19 protein-coding genes and 2 tRNA genes are annotated in these 21664 nt (G+C 56.2%); 11 read left to right on the forward strand and 10 right to left on the reverse strand.

From position 1 onward, the window contains the following. A complete protein-coding gene (putA, locus tag UR289_RS03620; protein ID WP_320709167.1) occupies positions 1-3963 on the reverse strand; it encodes a trifunctional transcriptional regulator/proline dehydrogenase/L-glutamate gamma-semialdehyde dehydrogenase in 3963 nt (1320 codons plus the stop codon). 422 nt (positions 3964-4385) lie between these two features. Between putA and putP the strand changes: the two genes are divergently transcribed. Next, positions 4386-5894 carry a sodium/proline symporter PutP gene (putP, locus tag UR289_RS03625; RefSeq protein ID WP_033145171.1) on the forward strand — a complete coding sequence of 503 codons (1509 nt, stop codon included), beginning with the start codon at positions 4386-4388 and terminating at the stop codon, positions 5892-5894. A 116-nt stretch (positions 5895-6010) separates the two neighbouring features. Further along, positions 6011-6430, forward strand: a complete 420-nt coding sequence (locus tag UR289_RS03630; protein WP_028019107.1) for a DUF3574 domain-containing protein — start codon at positions 6011-6013, stop codon at positions 6428-6430. Positions 6431-6500: 70 nt separating this feature from the next. On the opposite strand, the gene UR289_RS03635 is transcribed toward UR289_RS03630, so the two are convergent. After that, positions 6501-7685 carry a NupC/NupG family nucleoside CNT transporter gene (locus UR289_RS03635; protein ID WP_029740188.1) on the reverse strand — a complete coding sequence of 395 codons (1185 nt, stop codon included), beginning with the start codon at positions 7683-7685 and terminating at the stop codon, positions 6501-6503. A 251-nt stretch (positions 7686-7936) separates the two neighbouring features. On the opposite strand from UR289_RS03635, the gene efeU reads away from it, so the two are divergent. From efeU to phoH, 4 genes are all read left to right on the forward strand, one after another. Next, a complete protein-coding gene (efeU, locus tag UR289_RS03640) occupies positions 7937-8770 on the forward strand; it encodes an iron uptake transporter permease EfeU (RefSeq protein ID WP_033145172.1) in 834 nt (277 codons plus the stop codon). A 40-nt stretch (positions 8771-8810) separates the two neighbouring features. After that, complete coding sequence (efeO, locus tag UR289_RS03645) at positions 8811-9938, forward strand: iron uptake system protein EfeO (protein WP_045354579.1); 1128 nt, start codon at positions 8811-8813, stop codon at positions 9936-9938. Positions 9939-9943: 5 nt separating this feature from the next. Next, entirely contained in the window at positions 9944-11227 is a 1284-nt protein-coding gene (efeB, locus tag UR289_RS03650; protein ID WP_213751066.1) for an iron uptake transporter deferrochelatase/peroxidase subunit, read from the forward strand. Positions 11228-11726: 499 nt separating this feature from the next. Next, entirely contained in the window at positions 11727-12515 is a 789-nt protein-coding gene (phoH, locus tag UR289_RS03655; RefSeq protein WP_024908976.1) for a phosphate starvation-inducible protein PhoH, read from the forward strand. Between the two features lie 382 nt (positions 12516-12897). Here the strand turns inward: phoH and UR289_RS03660 are convergent. The 3 genes from UR289_RS03660 to UR289_RS03670 form a co-directional block, all read right to left on the reverse strand. Continuing rightward, positions 12898-12985: transfer RNA gene (locus UR289_RS03660), tRNA-Ser, on the reverse strand. 137 nt (positions 12986-13122) lie between these two features. Continuing rightward, positions 13123-13800: an isochorismatase family protein gene (locus UR289_RS03665; RefSeq protein WP_320709168.1), complete on the reverse strand. Its 678-nt coding sequence runs from the start codon at positions 13798-13800 to the stop codon at positions 13123-13125. A 21-nt stretch (positions 13801-13821) separates the two neighbouring features. Further along, the gene (locus UR289_RS03670) at positions 13822-14682 is read right to left on the reverse strand and encodes a pirin family protein (RefSeq protein WP_064672263.1); all 861 of its coding nucleotides are present in this window, start codon (positions 14680-14682) and stop codon (positions 13822-13824) included. A gap of 109 nt (positions 14683-14791) precedes the next feature. On the opposite strand from UR289_RS03670, the gene UR289_RS03675 reads away from it, so the two are divergent. Further along, positions 14792-15697, forward strand: coding sequence for a LysR family transcriptional regulator (locus tag UR289_RS03675; protein WP_318591892.1), 906 nt, complete (start codon positions 14792-14794; stop codon positions 15695-15697). 147 nt (positions 15698-15844) lie between these two features. Here UR289_RS03675 and UR289_RS03680 read toward each other — a convergent pair. Then, a tRNA-Ser gene (locus UR289_RS03680) sits at positions 15845-15932 on the reverse strand. Positions 15933-16164: 232 nt separating this feature from the next. On the opposite strand from UR289_RS03680, the gene ghrA reads away from it, so the two are divergent. From ghrA to UR289_RS03700, 4 genes are all read left to right on the forward strand, one after another. Then, complete coding sequence (gene ghrA / locus UR289_RS03685) at positions 16165-17103, forward strand: glyoxylate/hydroxypyruvate reductase GhrA (protein WP_048979206.1); 939 nt, start codon at positions 16165-16167, stop codon at positions 17101-17103. An 84-nt stretch (positions 17104-17187) separates the two neighbouring features. Further along, entirely contained in the window at positions 17188-17925 is a 738-nt protein-coding gene (locus tag UR289_RS03690) for a phosphatase (protein ID WP_033145179.1), read from the forward strand. Positions 17926-17946: 21 nt separating this feature from the next. Next, positions 17947-18501, forward strand: a complete 555-nt coding sequence (locus tag UR289_RS03695) for a molecular chaperone (protein WP_033145180.1) — start codon at positions 17947-17949, stop codon at positions 18499-18501. Between the two features lie 96 nt (positions 18502-18597). Further along, positions 18598-19080, forward strand: coding sequence for a DUF1097 domain-containing protein (locus tag UR289_RS03700; RefSeq protein WP_072196684.1), 483 nt, complete (start codon positions 18598-18600; stop codon positions 19078-19080). A gap of 43 nt (positions 19081-19123) precedes the next feature. Here the strand turns inward: UR289_RS03700 and csgG are convergent, their stop codons facing one another. Genes csgG through csgD form a run of 4 tightly spaced genes read right to left on the reverse strand, consistent with a single transcriptional unit; the run spans position 19124 to position 21465 of the window. Further along, positions 19124-19957 carry a curli production assembly/transport protein CsgG gene (gene csgG / locus UR289_RS03705; RefSeq protein WP_025755858.1) on the reverse strand — a complete coding sequence of 278 codons (834 nt, stop codon included), beginning with the start codon at positions 19955-19957 and terminating at the stop codon, positions 19124-19126. A 26-nt stretch (positions 19958-19983) separates the two neighbouring features. Further along, positions 19984-20397 (reverse strand): curli production assembly/transport protein CsgF, encoded by a 414-nt coding sequence (gene csgF / locus UR289_RS03710; RefSeq protein ID WP_008500846.1) that lies wholly within the window; start codon positions 20395-20397, stop codon positions 19984-19986. Between the two features lie 23 nt (positions 20398-20420). Continuing rightward, the gene (gene csgE, locus UR289_RS03715) at positions 20421-20810 is read right to left on the reverse strand and encodes a curli production assembly/transport protein CsgE (RefSeq protein ID WP_033145182.1); all 390 of its coding nucleotides are present in this window, start codon (positions 20808-20810) and stop codon (positions 20421-20423) included. Positions 20811-20814: 4 nt separating this feature from the next. Next, positions 20815-21465, reverse strand: a complete 651-nt coding sequence (csgD, locus tag UR289_RS03720) for a biofilm master transcriptional regulator CsgD (RefSeq protein WP_320709169.1) — start codon at positions 21463-21465, stop codon at positions 20815-20817. Between the last annotated feature and the right edge of the window lie 199 nt (positions 21466-21664).

Here is a 21664-nt window from a genome sequence, read left to right on the forward strand (position 1 = left end):
TTAGCCTATTGTCATCAGGCTGGCGTTACCGCCTGCCGCCGCGGTGTTGACGCTGAGCGAGCGCTCCACGTACAGACGCTCCAGCAGCAGGTTGGTTTCCCCGCGCGCAAAGCCCTGCACGGAAACGATGGCGCCGCTGCGGGCCGCAACCTGCTCGCACAGTTCGCGCAGCTGATCGGAATCACCGTGGTAGATCACCGCATCAAACGGCTGGGTCAGCAGGCTATCGGCTTTCGCGAAGCGAATGCGGGCCGAGACCGCTTTCGGCAGCTGTTTGGCGAGATCGCGATGCAGGGCATCTTCCGGCCACAGCACTTCACAGCCGGTTGCCATCGCGGCGGCCAGCTGCACCAGCGCGTCCTGCTCGTTATCGGCCACGCACAGCACGCGCTCGCGCGGCATCAGCGTCCAGGTGTTGCGCTCGCCGGTTGGACCCGGCAGCAGACGCTGCGTGCCCGCCTGCGCCAGCTCGCCGTACTGCTGGGCGACGGCACGCAGCTCAGGACGTTTTTCGGCCCATGTAATGAGCGCCTCCAGCGGCTGGGTCAGCACGGTTTTCAGCTGCGCATCCACCGGATAGTCCGCATCCTGGCGTGCCAGGGTGACGCCCAGGGCGTTCTCCGGACGGTTCGCCAGCAGGCGGTACAGGTAGAGCGGACCGCCCGCTTTCGGACCGGTGCCGGAAAGGCCTTCGCCGCCGAACGGCTGTACGCCCACGACCGCGCCAACCATGTTGCGGTTAACGTACAGGTTGCCCACTTTGGCGCTGCCGGTGACCTGCGCGATAGTCTCGTCGATACGGGTATGCACGCCGAGCGTCAGGCCATAGCCGGAGGCGTTGATCTGCTCAACCAGCTCGTTCAGGTTGTTACGGTTGTAGCGCACCACGTGCAGCACCGGGCCGAAGACCTCTTTTTTCAGCTCGTCGAAGCTTGCCAGCTCAATCAGCGTTGGCGGCACAAAGGTGCCGGTCCGCCATTCGCGGGCATCTTCGCTGTTCTCGCGGACCGCCTGGAACACCGGACGGCCTTTCGCGCGCATGGTCTGAATGTGGTTTTCGATGTTGGCTTTGGCTTCCGTGTCGATCACCGGCCCGATGTCGGTGGTGAGACGGCCCGGGTTGCCCATGCGGCATTCGGCCATCGCGCCGCGCAGCATCTTCAGCGTGTGGTCCGCCACGTCGTCCTGCAAGCACAGCACGCGCAGGGCGGAGCAGCGCTGGCCGGCGCTGTCGAACGCGGAGGCCAGCACGTCGACCACCACCTGCTCGGTAAGGGCAGAGGAGTCTACGATCATGGCGTTCATCCCGCCGGTTTCCGCGATGAGCGGCGTAGGGCGGCCCTGCGCATCCAGACGGGTGGCAATATTGCGCTGCAGCAGAGACGCCACTTCGGTCGACCCGGTAAACATCACGCCGCGCACGCGGTTGTCGGAGGTCAGTTTGGCACCGACGGTTTCACCGCGGCCCGGCAGCAGCTGAACCACGCCCGCCGGCACGCCGGCTTCCAGAAGAATGTTGATGCCCTGCGCGGCAATCAGCGGGGTCTGCTCTGCCGGTTTTGCCAGCACGCTGTTGCCTGCGGCCAGCGCGGCGGCAATCTGGCCGGTGAAGATCGCCAGCGGGAAGTTCCACGGGCTGATACAGACGACCGGACCCAGCGGACGGTGGGTTTCGTTATCGAAATCATCGCGCACCTGACCGGCGTAGTAGTGGAGGAAATCAACCGCCTCGCGCACTTCGGCAATCGCGTTGCTGAATGTTTTACCCGCCTCGCGCACCAGAATGCCGATGAGCGACTGCATCTGATCTTCCATCAGCACCGCCGCGCGCTCCAGAATCGCGGCGCGCTCCTGCGGCGGCGTGGCAAACCAGATAGGGGCGTTGTTCACCGCGCTGTCCAGCGCCTGATCCACTTCCGCTTCGGTCGCTTCTCGCGCGTAGCCGACGATATCCTTCGGCTCGGCCGGGTTGATCACCGGCTGCATTTCGCCGTCTGCAACGGGCTGCTCCAGCATCGGTTTGGCCTGCCACTTCTGCAGCGCGCTGTTGAGCAGGGCAGAGGAGAGGGACGCCAGACGGTGTTCGTTGGCGAGATCCAGACCCGCCGAGTTGACGCGGCCTTTGCCGTACAGCTCGCGCGGCAGGGCAATCTTCGGATGCGGCAGGCCAACCTGGCCTTCCTGTGCCGCCATCTTCTCAACGGCCTGCACCGGGTCGGCCACCAGTTCGTCCAGCGGCAGCGTGGTGTCGGCGATGCGGTTGACGAAGGAGGTGTTCGCGCCGTTTTCCAGCAGACGACGCACTAGGTACGCCAGCAGGGTTTCGTGCGTTCCCACCGGAGCATAGATTCGGCATGGGCGGTTCAGCTTGCCGTCCGCCACTTTACCGGTGACCTGCTCGTACAGCGGTTCACCCATACCGTGCAGGCACTGGAACTCGTACTGGCCCGGATAGTAGTTTTGCCCGGCCAGGCTGTAGATCGCCGCCAGGGTGTGGGCGTTGTGGGTAGCGAACTGCGGATAGATCAGGTTCGGCACGCCGAGCAGCTTTTTCGCACAGGCGAGGTAAGAGACGTCGGTGTAAACCTTGCGGGTATAGACCGGATAGCCTTCCAGCCCTTCCATCTGGGCGCGTTTGATTTCGCTGTCCCAGTAGGCGCCTTTCACCAGACGGATCATCAGGCGACGGCGGCTGCGGCTTGCCAGGTCAATCAGGTAATCAATGACGAACGGGCAGCGCTTCTGGTAGGCCTGGATAACGAAGCCAATGCCGTTCCAGCCTGCCAGCTCCGGCTCGAAGCACAGTTTTTCCAGCAGATCGAGGGAGATCTCCAGACGGTCGGCCTCTTCGGCGTCAATGTTGATCCCAATGTCATACTGGCGCGCCAGCAGGGTCAGGGATTTCAGGCGCGGGTAGAGTTCTTCCATCACCCGGTCGTACTGCGCGCGGCTGTAGCGCGGGTGCAGGGCAGAGAGCTTGATAGAGATGCCCGGGCCTTCATAAATACCGCGACCGTTGGACGCTTTACCGATGGCGTGGATCGCCTGCTGGTAAGAGACCATGTAGGCCTGCGCGTCGGCGGCGGTCAGGGCCGCTTCGCCCAGCATGTCGTACGAGTAGCGGAAACCTTTATCTTCCAGCTTGCGGGCGTTCGCCAGCGCTTCGGCAATGGTTTCCCCGGTGACGAACTGCTCGCCCATCAAACGCATCGCCATGTCCACGCCTTTGCGGATCAGCGGCTCGCCGCTCTTGCCGATGATGCGGTTCAGGGAGCGGGAGAGGTTGGCTTCGTTATGGGTGGAGACCAGTTTGCCGGTAAACAGCAGGCCCCAGGTTGCCGCGTTGACGAACAGCGACGGACTGCGGCCAATGTGGGAATGCCAGTTGCCGTTGCTGATCTTGTCGCGGATCAGCGCGTCGCGGGTGGCTTTATCCGGAATACGCAGCAGCGCTTCCGCGAGGCACATCAGCGCCACGCCTTCCTGAGAGGAGAGGGAAAACTCCTGCAGCAGGCCCTGAACCATCCCGGCGCGGCCGGTGGCGGTTTTTTGGTTGCGCAGCTTGTCGGCTAACTGATACGCCAGGCTGTGCGCCTGCGCGGCAATGGCTTCCGGCAGGCGGGCCTGCTCCAGCAGCATCGGCACGGCGTCGGTTTCGGCACGGCGGTAGGCGCCGGTAATGGCGGCACGGCTGACGGACTGCGGCAGGATCTGCTCGGCGAATTCAAGGAACGGCTGATGGTTCTCGTCGCCAGCGGCCGGGGCTTCTTCACTTTCGTTCGCCGCGCCGGCCAGCAGGGCAGGTAGCTCCGGCAGGCCCTCATCGCTCTCGAGTCTTTCGAGATAGTTAAAAATCGCCTGCTTAATTAACCAGTGCGGCGTGCGGTCAATGCGGGTTGCTGCGGTCTTAATCCGTTCGCGGGTTGCGTCATCCAGCTTAACCCCCATGGTGGTCATACCCATGCCAAAGCTCCTGTTGTTCTGTAATAGCGTTCTGTTGATAGCGTGAAATATCCACCATGTTGCAACTTTGTGCAACCGTGTTAAATGTGACCTGGTTTGCAACCCGGAAAATGAATGGATTGTTAACGAATGGTTAGCTGGAAAAACGCGCTGGCTTTTGTGCGGGAAGCCTGGTTTTATGCGGTAGTTAACACTTTTCAAAGGTGCAACCCGTAAAAGCGTGAGCGAGTGCAACCTATAGAAAACTCGTATCAAACCGGGGATGAAATTGATGTAAATGCAGTGTTAAATCGTTTGTCAGCGGAAGGCGCATACGGCAGGATAGCGCGCCCAACCGAAACACAAGATACATTCACCTCGTTCCGGTGATCATATAACAAGGCAGCCCGGATGGTTGTCGCTCGACATTTTGGAGAATTTGAATGGCTATTAGCACACCGATGCTGGTGACATTTCTCGTTTATATTTTTGGCATGATCCTGATAGGGTTTTTGGCGTGGCGTTCTACAAAGAACTTTGACGACTACATTCTGGGCGGACGCAGTTTAGGCCCGATGGTGACCGCACTCTCTGCGGGCGCCTCCGACATGAGCGGCTGGCTGCTGATGGGGCTGCCCGGCGCGATTTTCATCTCCGGTATCTCTGAAAGCTGGATCGCCATCGGTCTGACCGCGGGCGCATGGATCAACTGGAAGCTGGTGGCAGGCCGTCTGCGCGTGCATACCGAGGCCAACAACAACGCCCTGACGCTGCCGGATTATTTCACCGGACGTTTTGAAGATAACAGCCGCATCCTGCGCATTATCTCTGCGGTGGTTATCCTGCTGTTCTTCACCATCTACTGCGCCTCCGGCATCGTGGCCGGCGCGCGTCTGTTCGAAAGCACCTTCGGCATGAGCTACGAAACCGCCCTGTGGGCCGGTGCGGCGGCGACCATCCTCTATACCTTCGTGGGCGGGTTCCTGGCGGTAAGCTGGACCGACACCGTGCAGGCGAGCCTGATGATCTTCGCCCTGATCCTGACTCCGGTGATTGTGATTTTCACCGTTGGCGGCTTTGGCGAATCGCTGGAAGTGATCAAGCAGAAGAGCATCGAAAACGTCGACATGCTGAAAGGGCTGAACTTCGTGGCCATCGTCTCGCTGATGGGCTGGGGTCTGGGCTACTTCGGTCAGCCGCATATCCTGGCGCGCTTTATGGCGGCGGATTCCCACCACACCATCGTTCATGCCCGTCGCATCAGCATGACGTGGATGATCCTGTGTCTGGCAGGGGCGTGTGCGGTCGGCTTCTTCGGCATCGCGTACTTCAACAACAACCCGGCGCAGGCGGGCGCGGTCAACCAGAACGCCGAGCGCGTGTTCATCGAGCTGGCGCAAATTCTGTTTAACCCGTGGATTGCCGGTATTCTGCTCTCCGCAATCCTGGCGGCGGTGATGTCCACCCTGAGCTGTCAGCTGCTGGTTTGCTCCAGTGCGATCACCGAAGACCTTTACAAAGCCTTCCTGCGTAAAAATGCGAGCCAGAAAGAGCTGGTGTGGGTAGGGCGCTTTATGGTGCTGCTGGTGGCGCTGATTGCCATCGCGCTGGCGGCCAACCCGGAAAACCGCGTGCTGGGCCTCGTGAGCTACGCGTGGGCGGGCTTCGGTGCGGCGTTTGGTCCGGTCGTGCTGTTCTCCGTCATGTGGTCACGTATGACCCGTAACGGCGCGCTGGCGGGGATGATCATCGGTGCGCTGACCGTTATCGTCTGGAAACAGTTCGCGTGGCTGGGCCTGTACGAAATCATTCCGGGCTTCATCTTCGGCAGCATCGGCATCGTGGTGTTCAGCCTGCTGGGTAAAGCCCCGTCTGCCTCCATGCAGAAACGCTTTGCTGAAGCCGACGCGCATTACCACACTGCGCCGCCGTCTAAGCTCCAGGCAGAATAATTTTTCTCGCAGCACAATGCAGGCCGGGTGAGCGCAAGCGCACCCGGCTTTTTTCTTGCCAAAATCCGCAATTTCCTGTGATATCCATGTGCTTATAACAATGAGGATAGCGAAGCATGACAATCAAAACAGGGGTAATGGCAGCGGCACTATTGATGCTCGCTGGCTGCACGGCGCCATCGCAACACGCGGCTGTAGAGACCTGCAAGGCGGATAACCAGATGCAGCAAACCACGCTCTATTTCGGCTTAAATCGTCCTGCCGGGGCGCAAATCACCAGCAACGAGTGGCAGCAGTTTGTTGACCAGGACGTGACGCCGCGTTTCCGCGATGGCTTAACGGTGTTTGACGCGCGCGGGCAGTGGCTGGGGAACGACGGGAAAGTGGCGCGTGAACCCAGCAAAGCGCTGATGCTGATCCACGGTAAGGATGCGCAGAGCGAGAAGAACATCGAAGCGTTACGCGGGATTTATAAATCACGCTTCGCGCAGGAGTCGGTGATGCGCGTCGACCAGCCGGTGTGCGTGCAGTTCTAATAAAAACGGCGGGAAATCCCGCCGTTGTTGTTTTGTAGGCCGGGTAAGCGAAGCGCCACCCGGTATTGCATCAGAGCACCAACCCCGCAAAGCTCGCCGACAGCAGGCTCACCAGCGTCGCGCCGTACACCAGACGCAGACCAAACCGCGACACCACATTCCCCTGCTGCTCGTTAAGGCCCTTAATCGCCCCGGCCACAATGCCGATGGACGCGAAGTTCGCGAAGGACACCAGGAAGACGGATAAAATGCCCAGCCCGCGCGGGGACATCTGATGCGCGATTTTTTGCAGCTCAATCATCGCCACAAATTCATTCGCCACCAGCTTGGTCGCCATAATACTGCCCGCATTTAAGGCATCACTCAGCGGAATACCCACCAGCCATGCCAGGGGATAAAATACATAGCCCAGGATCTGCTGGAAGCTCATGCCAAATACGCTGGAGAAGAGGGCGTTAACGGCGCTAATAAGCGCGATAAAGCCGATCAGCATGGCCAGAATAATCATCGCCACCTTAAAACCGGCCAGAATATACTCGCCGAGCATTTCGAAGAAGCTCTGCGATTCATGCAGTTTTTCCAGCTTGATATCCGGTTCCGCTTCCGGGCGCGCCGGGTTGATGACGGAGAGAATAATAAAGGTGCTGAACATGTTCAGAATCAGCGCCGCGACGACAAATTTGGCGTCGAGCATGGTCATATAGGCGCCGACAATCGACAGGGAGACCGTCGACATAGCCGTGGCCGCCATGGTGAAGAGACGACGAGAGGAGAGATCGCCCAGCACGCCCTTGTAGGCAATGAAGTTTTCCGACTGGCCGAGGATCAGCGAGCTCACCGCGTTAAAGGATTCCAGCTTGCCCATACCGTTCAGTTTTGACAGCAGCGTGCCGATGACCCGAATAAAAATCGGCAGGATCCGCCAGTGCTGAAGAATACCAATCAGCGCGGAAATAAAAATAATTGGGCAAAGCACGCCGAGGAAAATGAACGCCAGCCCTTTTTCCCCCATTCCGCCAAAGACGAAATTGGTCCCTTCCGAAGCAAATTTCAGCAGTGACTCAAAGAAGCCGGAAACATATTTAATCAGGAATAACCCGCTTTCGGCGTGCAGGAAAAAGAACGCCAGCGCAATTTCAATAACAATCAGCTGTAAAACATAACGAATGCGAATTTTTCGGCGGTCGAAACTTACCAGCCAGGCAAGCGCGAGAATAATGACCAGCGCCAGCAGGAAATGGACAATTTTAAACATAATTAATTTTCACCAGGTGTTTGAGGCGGATATTTAGCCACAGCCCCGTACCAGCGTAAATGGGCATTTTCGTTATAACTTATAAACCTGAACGTAACGTATGTAACTATTACCAGGCTCGGCGTTTACAACTCGTCATCAAAACACCACACATTTCGCTTGTGTTTCTTTTCGCCGTAATGATAATCACTATCACAAGAATTTACCTTTCTTTGCATCAGTTGACCGCGATAAACATTTAAGGTGTCGGCATGTTTGTTCCATTTCTCATTATGTTACGTGAAGGGCTTGAAGCTGCCCTTATCGTGAGCCTCATCGCCAGCTATCTGAAGCGAACCCAGCGCGGACGCTGGATTGGCGTCATGTGGGTCGGGGTATTCCTTGCCGCGGCACTTTGTCTGGGCCTCGGTATCCTCATCAACGAAACCACCGGGGAGTTCCCGCAGAAAGAGCAGGAGCTGTTTGAGGGGATCGTCGCCGTAATTGCGGTGGTGATCCTGACCTGGATGGTGTTCTGGATGCGTAAAGTCTCCCGTAACGTGAAGGTGCAGCTGGAGCAGGCGGTGGATAACGCGCTGCAAAAGGGCAATAACCACGGCTGGGCGCTGATCATGATGGTCTTTTTTGCCGTCGCGCGTGAAGGCCTGGAGTCCGTTTTCTTCCTGCTGGCGGCGTTTCAGCAGGATGTCGGTATCTGGCCGCCGGTTGGCGCGATGCTCGGGCTGGCAACCGCCGTTGTGCTGGGCTTTCTGCTCTACTGGGGCGGCATTCGTCTCAATCTGGGCGCCTTCTTCAAGTGGACCAGCCTGTTTATTCTGCTGGTGGCGGCTGGGCTGGCGGCAGGGGCGATTCGCGCCTTCCACGAGGCGGGCCTGTGGAACCATTTCCAGGACGTGGCGTTCGACCTCAGCAACGTGCTCTCAACCCATTCTCTGACCGGCACCCTGCTCGAAGGTATCTTCGGCTATCAGGAAACGCCGAGCGTCAGCGAAGTGGCGATGTACTTTATTTATCTGGTTCCGGCGCTGGTGCTGTTCGCAATGCCGCCGCGTACCGGCACGCAGGCGTCGCGCGTTACGCCATAATTTTTGTTTTAGTTACAACATACTTTTAAAGGGAAGAGTCATGGCAATTCAGTTCCGTCGTAGTGCGTTATGCGCAGGCATTGCCGCGCTGTTCGCTTCTGCATTCTCCGCCTGGGGCGCGGATGTTCCTCAGGTTAAAGTCACCGTTAATGATAAGCAGTGTGAGCCGATGACCCTCACGGTGAACAGCGGCAAAACCCAGTTCATTATTCAGAACCACAGCCAGAAAGCGCTGGAGTGGGAGATCCTGAAAGGGGTTCTGGTGGTGGAGGAGCGTGAAAACATCGCCCCTGGCTTCAGCCAGAAGATGACCGCCAACCTGCAGCCGGGCGAGTATGAGATGACCTGCGGTCTGCTGACCAACCCTAAAGGAAAGCTGATCGTCAAAGGTGAAGCGACGGCCGATGCGGCGAAAGGTGCTGCGGTGCTGAGCCTGGGCGACGCGATTACGGCGTATAAAGCCTACGTCACGAAAGAGACGGCGGACCTGGCGGCGGCAACCAAAGCCTTTACCGATGCGGTGAAGGCCGGTGATATCGAAAAAGCAAAATCCCTGTATGCGCCAACCCGTCAGCACTACGAGCGCATCGAGCCGATTGCCGAACTGTTCTCTGACCTTGATGGCAGCATTGATGCCCGCGAAGATGATTACGAGCAGAAAGCCGCCGATCCGAAATTCACCGGTTTCCACCGTCTGGAGAAAGCCCTGTTTGGCGACAACTCTACCAAAGGGATGGAGAAATACGCCGAGCAGCTGAACGGCGACGTGCTGGAGCTGCAAAAGCGCATCAGCGAGCTGGCCTTCCCGCCGTCAAAAGTGGTGGGCGGCGCGGCTGGTCTGATTGAAGAAGTGGCCGCGAGCAAAATCAGCGGCGAAGAAGATCGCTACAGCCATACCGATCTGTGGGACTTCCAGGCCAACGTCGACGGCGCGCAGAAAATTGTTAACCTGCTGCGTCCTCAGCTGCAGAAAGAGAACGGCGAACTGCTGGCCAAAGTGGATGCCAACTTCAAAAAAGTCGATACCATTCTGGCGAAGTATCGTACCAAAGACGGGTTTGAAACCTACGACAAGCTGACCGATGCCGACCGTAACGCGCTGAAAGGCCCGATTACCGCCCTGGCGGAAGATCTCTCTCTGCTGCGCGGCGTACTGGGTCTGGACTAAGCACGATGAATAAGCATAGCGAAAACGATGTGGTTGAGCCTTCACGTCGTCGATTGTTAAAAGGGGTAGGGGCGCTGGGGGGCGCTCTTGCTCTGGCCGGTGGCTGTCCGGTAGCGCATGCGGCGAAACCGCAGAGCGCGCCCGGCACGCTGTCACCCAATGCCCGCATGGAGACGCAGCCGTTTTATGGCGAGCATCAGTCGGGCATCCTGACGCCGCAGCAGGCGTCCATGATGCTGGTGGCCTTTGATTCGCTGGCCAGCGATAAAGCCGATCTGGAGCGCCTGTTCCGCCTGCTGACGACGCGCATCGCGTTTCTCACCGCCGGCGGACCGGCGCCCGATACGCCGAACCCTCGTCTTCCGCCAATGGACTCCGGCATTCTGGGGCCGTTTATCGCCCCGGATAATCTGACCATTACCGTTTCGCTCGGTGAGTCGCTGTTTGACGCGCGCTATGGTCTGGCAAAACAGAAGCCGAAAGCGCTGCAGAAAATGACGCGTTTCCCGAATGACTCCCTGGACGCGGCGCTGTGCCATGGCGACCTGCTCCTGCAGATTTGCGCCAATACTCAGGACACGGTGATCCACGCCCTGCGCGATATCATCAAGCACACGCCGGATCTGCTGAGCGTGCGCTGGAAGCGGGAAGGGTTTATCTCGGACCACGCCGCCCGCAGTAAAGGGAAAGAGACGCCGGTGAACCTGCTGGGCTTTAAGGACGGTACGGCCAACCCGGACAGCAGCGATGCGGCGTTGATGAAAGACGTGGTATGGGTGACGGCGGATCAGGGCGAACCGGCGTGGGCGGTGGGCGGCAGCTATCAGGCGGTGCGGATTATTCAGTTCCACGTGGAGTTCTGGGACCGCACGCCGCTGAAGGAGCAGCAGACGATCTTTGGTCGCGATAAGCAAAGCGGCGCGCCGCTCGGCATGAAGAACGAGCATGACGTGCCCGACTACGCCAGCGATCCCAATGGCGATACCATCGCGCTGGACAGCCACATTCGTCTGGCTAATCCGCGCACCAAAGAGACGCAGTCCAGCCTGATGATGCGTCGTGGCTACAGCTATTCGCTCGGCGTGACCAACGCCGGACAGCTTGATATGGGGCTGCTGTTCGTCTGCTATCAGCACGATCTGGAAAAAGGCTTCCTGACCGTGCAGAAGCGGCTCAACGGCGAAGCGCTGGAAGAGTACATTAAGCCCATCGGCGGCGGCTATTTCTTTGCCCTGCCGGGCGTGCGCGATCGGAACGCGTACCTCGCTCAAGGTCTTATTGAAGCCTGATAATTGTCCCCGCAACCGTTCGCGGGGACATTATTTTTCATATGACTATCCTCCTGTTATATTTCTGTAATATTTCTATATGAGACTGATTTCACCTGTAGGGACAGTCTTAAAAGTTTCATTCAGGTAAAATAAATGTTGCATTTATGATAACTCCTGATGTACTTAAGATAAGACAGCGGTAGTTCCCGGCAGTGATGCTGAATCACTATGGAGATCGCGAATGGTTGCGTCCTGTACTGGACAAGGTAAACATAACAACCGCAGCACCCGGCGCGGAGGCTCAGACTCCGGCAGCGATTTCCTCACCACTAAATTCTCCCCCCTCCCTCAAGAATCTGATTCGACCGACGTGCAGAACGGTGCGCGTAGCTGTTCCGTATCGTTATCCGATAAAGCAAGCAATGGCTTACAAGGAAGCCAACCCTCTGATGTTCGTGCGCATAATCGTGCCGAAGCTGGCGCGTGTGATGAATACCAACAACTCAAGGTGCTATCCATGGGAAGACAAAAAGCAGTGATCAAAGCTCGTCGCGAAGCAAAACGTGTGCTGAGACGGGATTCACGTAGCCATAAACAGCGTGAAGAAGAATCGGTCACCTCGCTTGTGCAGATGAGTGGCGTAGAAGCAATTGGCATGGCCCGAGACAGCCGTGATAATTCTCCAATTGTGGCGCGCAATGAGGCTCAGGCGCACTACCTGAATGCTATCGAGAGTAAACAGCTCATCTTTGCAACCGGTGAAGCCGGATGCGGGAAAACCTGGATCAGTGCAGCCAAAGCGGCGGAAGCGCTGATTCATAAGGATGTGGAGCGCATTATTGTTACCCGTCCTGTACTGCAGGCTGATGAAGATCTCGGCTTCCTGCCCGGAGATATTTCGGAGAAGTTTGCTCCGTATTTCAGGCCCGTCTATGACGTGCTGGTGAAGCGACTGGGTGCATCCTTTATGCAGTACTGCCTGCGACCAGAGATTGGCAAGGTGGAAATCGCGCCGTTCGCCTATATGCGCGGACGTACATTTGAAAATGCGGTCGTCATTCTTGACGAGGCTCAGAACGTGACCGCTGCGCAAATGAAGATGTTTTTAACGCGCCTCGGGGAGAACGTGACGGTTATCGTTAACGGCGATATTACCCAGTGTGACCTGCCATCCGGCGTGAAATCCGGGCTGAGCGACGCCATGTCACGTTTTGAGGAAGATGAGATGATTGGGGTGGTACGCTTCACCAAAGAGGACTGCGTGCGTTCGGCGCTCTGTCAGCGCACGCTTCAAGCGTATTATTGAGTTTGCTGTTGTGTTCAAGGCCCGGGAAACCGGGCTTTGTTTTTTGTGCTTTTTATCCCCTCTCCCCTGGGGAGAGGGGCAGGGTGAGGGGCTCAGGCCGCACCGGGCTGCATATAGCACCGGGGGATTCTCATCCCCCCAGAGGTGTGCAACATGCGAAAAAAAAGCCCGCATTTTCATGCGAGCTCTTCTTTAAATATGGCGGTGAGGGGGGGGATTGACTCGCTTCGCTCGCCCTGCGGGCAGCCTGTTCGCTGCGCTCTCAGTCTGTCCAACTGGCTGTCGCCAGTTGTCGAACCCCGGTCGGGGATTCTCATCCCCCCGCAGGCGTGCAACATGCGAAAAAAAAGCCCGCATTTTCATGCGAGCTCTTCTTTAAATATGGCGGTGAGGGGGGGATTCGAACCCCCGATACGTTGCCGTATACACACTTTCCAGGCGTGCTCCTTCAGCCACTCGGACACCTCACCATATTTTTTTGCTGCCTGACCGCTTGGGGGGCAACGGGGCGCTACTATAGGGAGTTGCGCTAACACGGTCAAGCAGATTTTCTGTATTCGTGCTCGTTCGGTTAAGCCTTAATCAGCTCTTGTCGCAGCACGGGTTATTAACGCTGTGAATCGAGCACTTCGCTGTTTTTAACTACTTCCTGTGCTTTGCCGTAGCTTTCGATCAGCAGCTGGTAAGCCGGGAAGATGTGGGTATACACCTCAGCCCACTCGGCTGCGTCCTCATGGTTCCAGGTTCTCTGGATCTCAGAGGCCACCGCCGCCGTATCCATCGGAACCACACCGGCCTGCATCACGCGCGCCAGGGTGACCTCCTGCGCCATTTTGCTGTAGGTGCCGGAGGCATCAATCACCGCAAACACCTTATAGCCGTCCGCCACCGCGCTGATTGATGGGAAGGCCATGCAGACGCTGGTGATTGTACCCGCAATAATCAGCGTCTTGCGCCCGGTCGCTTTGACCGCCGCAACAAACTCCGGGTTATCCCAGGCGTTGATCTCGCCTTTACGCGCAACATACTGTGCATGCGGCGCGTTGGCGTGGATCTCCGGGATAAGCGGTCCGTTCGGTCCCTGCGGGACGGACGCGGTGGTGATCACCGGGATCTTCGCCAGAGTCGCGATTTTTGCCAGCGCAGCCGCACGGGCGCGCAGTTCCGGCATTGGCATATCCCCAACGGTCTGGAACAGACCGCTCTGGTGATCGATAAGCAACATCACCGCATCGTTCACATCAATAACCGGACGTGCGCCATTAAAATTCGCAGGTGTAGACATTATCTTCTCCTTTTATTAATTTCAGATCTGACCGAAGCGGCCGGAGTTAAAATCACGAATGGCTTCGTTGATTTCGCTTTTACTGTTCATCACAAATGGGCCATAGCCCACGATGGGTTCATTCAGCGGCTCGCCGGCCATCAGCAGCACTTTGGCATCGCTGTTCGCCTCCAGGTGCAGTTTGTCGCCTTCCTGACTCAAAACGACCAGCTGGGCTTCACCCGCCTGCGTTGTACCGTTCACCGTAATGTTGCCTTCAAGCACGACCAGCGCGGTGCTCCAGCCTTCGGGCTGATTGAGCGTCAGATGGCTTCCCAGGTTCAGCGCGATGTCCCAGACGTTGAGCGGTGAGAAGGTGTGCGCCGGGCCGGTTACAGCCTCGTAGCGACCGGCAATAACCCGCAGCGAACCGCTGTTATCCGGTAGCGTCACGACCGGGATCGCATCCTTCGTCATGCTCTGGTAGCCCGGTGCCGCCATCTTGTCTTTGGCCGGCAGGTTGACCCAAAGCTGCATCATTTTCAGTTCTCCGCCTTTCTGCGAGAACGCGCTGGAGTGGAACTCCTCGTGCAAAATGCCTGCACCTGCCGTCATCCACTGCACGTCGCCGGGGCCAATGACGCCGCCTTTGCCCGTGGAGTCGCGATGCTCCACTTCACCGGAATAGACGATGGTGACCGTTTCAAAACCCCGGTGAGGGTGTTGGCCTACGCCGCGTTTCGCCCCATCTGCCGGAAAGGTGTACGGGCCCGCATAGTCCAGCAGCAGGAACGGGCTCAGCGGCTCGCCGTGGGTTTGGTAAGAAAACATCGAACGGACCGGGAAACCATCGCCAACCCAGTGCTGGCGGGGAGCGGTATAAACGCCTGTTACGTTTTTCATGATTAACTCCTGATGTTCTGTTGATGTAATTAGCTTATATTCAGAGTTAATACTCCGGTAGATAGTGAAATTGGCATTCACTGTCCTGAAAATGGAACGATGAGGATTTATGCAGGATCTCAATGACTTCGTCTGGTTTGTGAAGGTGGTGGACTACGGCGGCTTTGCGGCGGCGGGAAGGGCGCTTGATCTGCCAAAGTCCAGGCTAAGCCGCCGGATAGCGCAGCTCGAGGAACGCCTTGGCGTGCGGCTTATCCACCGAACAACCCGACAGTTTACGGTGACCGAGGTCGGGCAGACCTTCTACCAGCACTGTAAAGCGATGATGGTGGAGGCCGAGGCCGCGGAGGAAGCCGTGGCGGCACTGCAGGCTGAACCGCGCGGTGTTGTCAGAATTACGTGCCCGATAACTCTGTTGCATGTCCACGTGGGTCCGATGCTGGCCAGATTTATGGCGCGCTACCCCGGGATTAATCTTCAGCTTGAGGCGACCAACCGGCGGGTAGACCTGGTGGGAGAGGGGGTTGATATCGCGATCCGCGTACGCCCGCGTCCCTTTGATGACAGCGATCTGGTATTAAGGGTGCTGGCTGACAGGGGACATTGTCTGGTCGCGGGTCCGGCGTTGATTCAACGCATGGGAGAACCCGTCGTGCCGTCTGAACTCAGTGCCTGGCCCGGGTTAAGCATGAACGAGGGGAAACATATTCATAAATGGGAGCTGTCCGGTCCCGGAGGTGCCAAAGCGGAGATCCATTACCATCCTCGATTGATCACCACCGACATGCTGGCGCTACGTGAAGCTGCCATGGCAGGCATCGGCGTGGTGCAGCTGCCGATTTTGATGGTTAAGGACCAGCTGGCGACGGGGGAACTGGTACAGGTGCTGGATGCGTGGGAACCCCGACGCGAAGTGATTCACGCGGTTTATCCTTCGCGGCGCGGCCTGCTGCCGTCCGTCAGGACGCTGGTGGATTTTCTGACCGAAGAGTATGCGCGGATGGTGGAAGAGTAACACTTCCCTCTCCCCTGGGGAGAGGGGCAGGGTGAGGGGCTCAGGCCGCACCGAGCTGCATATAGCACCGGGGGTTCTCATCCCCCCCTTTACGGAGAATATAAAAGAAAAAAGCCCGTACTTTCGTACGAGCTCTCATCTTAAATATGGCGGTGAGGGGGGGATTCGAACCCCCGATACGTTGCCGTATACACACTTTCCAGGCGTGCTCCTTCAGCCACTCGGACACCTCACCATATTGTCATCCCGTTGTTGCCGGGACGGGCGCTAATGTAAGGAAAAGCCGAACTGCCGTCAACTCACTTTTTCAGTAATTTAGCGCGTTTAGACAAACTTCAGGCAACATGATTCTTAAATGTGCTGAAAGCGTCTTTTTTATCAGCAACACAGTTGCGCTATAAATTTGTTATGCTGACCGTCCAGTGAAAAAGCAAAATAAATCAGCGCAATAAAAGGCAGGAATGACTATGGATATACTTTTCTATCACCCCACGTTTGATACGGCATACTGGATCAAGGCGCTTTCGGCGGCGTTACCCGGCGCACGCGTTCGCGAGTGGAAGCGTGGCGATAATGAACATGCTGACTATGCGCTGGTCTGGCATCCTCCGGTAGAAATGCTCCAGGGCCGCAAGCTGAAGGCCGTTTTTGCCCTGGGAGCCGGCGTGGATTCCATTCTGAGCAAACTGAAGGCACACCCTGAAATGCTGCCGGAAGATGTCCCCCTTTTCCGCCTGGAAGATACCGGAATGGGCCAGCAAATGCAGGAATATGCCGTGAGCCAGGTGCTGCATTGGTTCCGCCGCTTTGATGATTATCAGGCCTTTAAACAGCGAGCCCACTGGGAGCCGCTGCCGGAGTACCATCGCGAAGACTTTACGATCGGCATACTCGGTGCGGGCGTGCTGGGCTCAAAAGTGGCCGAAGCGCTTGCCCCGTGGGGATTCCCGCTGCGCTGCTGGAGCCGCAGCCGCAAGGATTATCCGGGCGTTGAGAGTTTTGCCGGAACGGATGAGCTTCCTGCATTCCTGAAAGGGACACGCGTGCTTATTAACCTGCTGCCAAACACGGCGGAAACGGTAGGGATCATCAATGAAGCCCTGCTCAATCAGCTCGTCGACCAGAGCTACCTGATGAACCTGGCGCGCGGGGTACATGTCGTGGAAGGCGATCTGCTGAAGGCGCTGGACAGCGGAAAGCTAAAAGGCGCCATGCTGGATGTCTATAGCCGTGAGCCGCTGCCCGCGGAAAGCCCGCTGTGGGCGCACCCGCGCGTGGCGATGACCCCGCACGTGGCTGCCGTGACGCGTCCGGCAGAAGCGGTGGCGTATATATCCCATACCATCAGCGAAATGGAAAAGGGTAACGCGGTCACCGGACAGGTCGACAGACAGCGCGGCTACTGAGAGAAACCCGGCGTTCGCCGGGTTTTTGCTAATATTCGCCGCTGATAACTGCTATCCTTTGGAAAAACCGCAGAGGAGAGAGAGATGTATCCCGTTGACCTGCATATGCACACCGTCGCCAGCACCCACGCGTATAGCAACCTCCATGATTATATCGCCCAGGCGAAGCTTAAAGGCATCAAGCTGTTCGCGATCACCGATCATGGCCCGGACATGGCGGATGCGCCGCACTACTGGCATTTTGTGAATATGCGGATCTGGCCACGTCTGGTGGACGGCATTGGGATACTGCGCGGCATTGAGGCGAACATCAAAAATACCGACGGTGAGATCGACTGCACCGGCCCGATGCTGACGTCTCTTGACCTTATCCTCGCCGGTTTTCATGAGCCGGTTTTCCCGCCTCAGGATAAAGACACCAACACCGCGGCGATGATTGCTACCATTGCCAGCGGCAATGTGCACATTATCAGCCACCCCGGTAACCCGAGGTATCCGATTGATATTCAGGCTGTCGCGCAGGCGGCAGCGAAGCACCGCGTGGCGCTGGAGATTAATAACTCCTCCTTTGTGCACTCGCGTAAGGGCAGTGAAGCCAACTGCCGCGAAGTGGCTGCCGCCGTGCGTGACGCAGGTGGCATGGTGGCGCTGGGCTCAGATTCTCATACCGCGTTTACGCTGGGCGATTTCAGCGAGTGCCTGAAAGTGCTGAATGATGTTAACTTCCCGGAAGCGCAAATCCTGAACGTGACCCCACGCCGCATGCTCGATTTCCTCGAGTCGCGCGGAATGGAACCGATAGCCGAATTTGCCGATCTTTAATTGTGTAATGGAATCATAAAAATGAACGAGTTTTCCATCCTCTGCCGCGTGCTGGGTACGCTCTATTATCGCCAGCCGCAAGACCCGCTGTTGGTTCCGCTCTTTACGTTAATTCGTGAAGGCAAACTGGCGCAGAACTGGCCGCTGGAACAGGATGATTTACTGGAACGTCTGCAAAAAAGCTGCGACATGCAGCAGATTGCGACGGACTACAATGCGCTGTTCGTTGGCGATGAGTGCCGCGTTTCGCCATACCGTTCAGCCTGGCAGGACGGGGCAACGGAAGCGGAAGTCCGCGCGTTCCTCTCCACGCGCGGTATGCCGCTGAGCGATACGCCAGCCGATCATATCGGTACGCTGCTGCTGGCGGCGTCCTGGATCGAAGACAACGCCGGTGATGATGAGAATGAAGCCATCGAAACCCTGTTCGAAACGTACCTGCTGCCGTGGGTCGGGACATTCCTGGGTAAAGTCGAAGCGCATGCCACCTCGCCATTCTGGAGAACGCTGGCTCCGCTGACCCGCGACGCTATCGCGGCAATGTGGGATGAGCTGGAAGAAGAGAACGAAGAGTGATTTAGATCACATAAATTCTGCAACTCAACATTTCAACTTGCACGTAATGTGCTTCTGATCTCATTTCTATGGTGCGCATCTGCTAAGATGCGCGCCATGAATATATTACTTTGTATCGCACTAACGACAGGTATTCTCTCCGGACTCTGGGGATGGGTAGCCGTGTCTCTCGGATTGCTCAGCTGGGCCGGGTTCCTCGGCTGCACCGCCTATTTCGCCTGTCCGCAGGGGGGCGTCAAAGGGCTCTTTATCTCTGGCTGCACGCTGATGAGCGGTGTTATCTGGGCGCTGGTGATCATGAAGGGCAGCGCGCTGGCGCCGCATATGGAGATGCTGGGGTACGTCATGACGGGTGTCGTTGCCTTTTTAATGTGCATCCAGGCTAAGCATCTGCTGCTTTCATTTGTGCCGGGGACCTTTATGGGGGCGTGCGCGACCTTTGCAGGGCAGGGTGACTGGAAGCTGGTGGTTCCCTCCCTGGCGCTGGGGTTGCTGTTTGGCTATGCCATGAAAAACAGCGGTCTTTGGCTGGCATCGCGACGGGGAAAAGCGCAAAACATCACTGCGGTGAGCGAATAAAAAAAGGCGAGATAATCATCTCGCCTTTTTTATGCGCTTCCTGTCAGGATTCCGGAGGGACTGACATATCGCGGTATTTCACCAGTATCGGGTTCTGCACGTCTGCTTTGTTTTGCAGATCCCACAGCCCGCGGTCAATACCGTCGTTGATTAAGAAGATCACGCCGGTTTCAATGGCTGACATCAGGCACATCATGACCGGCTCGTTAGAGGTGTAGCCAATTTCACCTTCCAGCAAACGCTGGTAATCGATGAAGCGGAATACCCCTGCCTGCACTTCATAAGACAGAATGGTTTTGCTGGTGTTCACCGAAGAGAGCACTTCGCCTGTACTGACGTTAACCACACGCAGGTTCACGGCGATTTGGTCAAGCTGGTACTGGGTATCCGCACCGATACCGAAGTAACGAGCTCCTGCACCACCCGACTTAACGTTACTTTCGTAGCCAATAATCGATCCTTCGATCATCACGTTCGCTGCCGCCAGAGATTGCAGAGGCATGCGGTTATTGTCCGCGACGGTGCCATTTTCCTGAGCGGCACGAATGATTTTGCGTTCATTCAACAGGTTCTGGAGCCCCTGACGTTCCAGCGGAATAAACCAGTGCGAATCCTTGAGCGCGGTAACCAGCATGGCGGTGGCGCTTTGCGGCACAGCCGTGGAGAAGTTACTTGCCGGGTAAGGTTTGAATTGCCCGGTTTCATCCTGAATGTTGTATACGGAGACAAATATTTTCCCCGTAGGTGAAGGTAAATGCGTTAAATCACGATAACTCTGGGCCCGAGGCATTAATGTCGGTTTTGCAGCTTCTTTAGGTGGAGCAGTTAAACAACCGCTCAATAAGCACACTGCAACAAATATCAGGAAGCGCTGCATGATCGTTGTCCTTATTTAGCTATTGTTTAAAAGTCAGTTGAATTACTTTGTAGACCGGAAACCTGAATGGTGGAGATTCTTCCGGTTTTACGATCGGTCACGTTCAACTGAAGCTGTCCGTCAGTATTGGCGATATCAACGATAAAGTCGTTGGTCACCATGCGGCCGGGTTTACCGGTATTAATGTTGGTCAGTAACCCCCCTAAAATCTGCGACTGAATAGCTTGAGTGAAGTTGTCCAGTGCGGACGGGGTATCAACGCTAAAATCCTTTAAGCTGGGATCCTTATAGGAGTTTTGCGCCTGGGCTTCGTTCAGCAGGAACGCGCCGTTATTAGGGTTACCGCCAAAGTTAGGGTTACGGAACTGAAACGTCATGTTTCCGGCCCAGCTTATGGGTGTTATCAGCATTATCGAAACAACTGCATATGCAATACGCATGACAGCCTCCGCATATCGGTTCGCTAGAACTCGTCTTTTGCTAAATCGCTGGTGCTTAATAGGGCTTTATCTATTTGCAGGCGATTAATAGCGTCTTCTGATTGTGCCAGTGCTAAGGCTACGTTTTTATCGAAGTCTATTTTGGTCGGGAATAAAAACGTTTGATAAATAACGTACTGATTAGCCGTTATTGTTATCCAACTTCCCCATCGTGCACTGGGCCGCTCGTTGATTGTTATATTTCCGGTGTAGGTACTGTCCCATTTGTCACTGAAGGCGCGGTAAAAACTGTGCCCGACCGATGAGACAGTGTGGTCTGTTAACAATCCGGGAACTTCGACCTCGACGGCCTTCAGATTCCCGGCAGCGAGCAGGAAACTCGCTGCGGCGATCCAACTCAACGTGCGCTTCATGTGATTAACGCCTGAGGTTATCGTTTGCCCACGAAACAGCCTGAGTTCGGTTTTTAACAGCTATCTTCTTGAAAAGATTATAAAGGTGCGTCTTTACCGTATTTTCGCTGATAAATAACGAACGGGCGATTTCAATATTTGAAGCACCAATGCGTAACTTGTTCAGGATCTCTTTCTCACGGTGCGTGAGCAGCGCGGACTCTGAACTGTTATAGCGATAATTTCCGGAGTGCGTGATGAGATAGCTGGCAAGCTTTTGCGAAAAATAACACTCTCCGCGTAATATACCTTGCAGCCCCTCTACCAACCGGTCTTCTTCTTCCGTGACGTAGAACACGCCATTGATATGCGGCCAGCTTTCAATATCTCTGAAAGGATATTCATCAGGCGTATTCAACAATAGCACGCGGATATTATTGTTTTTCCTGCTTAAAATATCTTGCCAGTAATGGATAAGCTTTTTATCAGCTTCCATCATATCGAAAAGAATGATGCTGCCAGGTGCAATATCATCAAAAGAACGTTGAATATTATGCAATTTCCCGTTCAGTGATAAAGATTGCTTTAAATGTTGTAATAACGCTGTCGCTTGCAAAGAAGGTTTTGTGATCAACAGTAATGTATGACCATGTAAACTATGGACTTCATTATACATGATGAAACCCCACTTTTTTTTGGCACCTGGCAGCTGTCCTCCTGTTTATTAGAGGACACCAGAAGTACTGACAGATGTTGCACTGCTGTGTGTAGAATCAGACCATAACCTCCACAGGGAGGTAAATATAAAACCAATTTCGTACATCTAATTTCAATCTAGCTTTTACGAAGTTTAAAGCAAGTGTTAAACGTGTAAC

This window comes from Enterobacter sp. 302C9, from assembly GCF_034106085.1.
In the GTDB taxonomy this organism is placed as follows: Bacteria; Pseudomonadota; Gammaproteobacteria; order Enterobacterales; family Enterobacteriaceae; genus Enterobacter; species Enterobacter asburiae_B.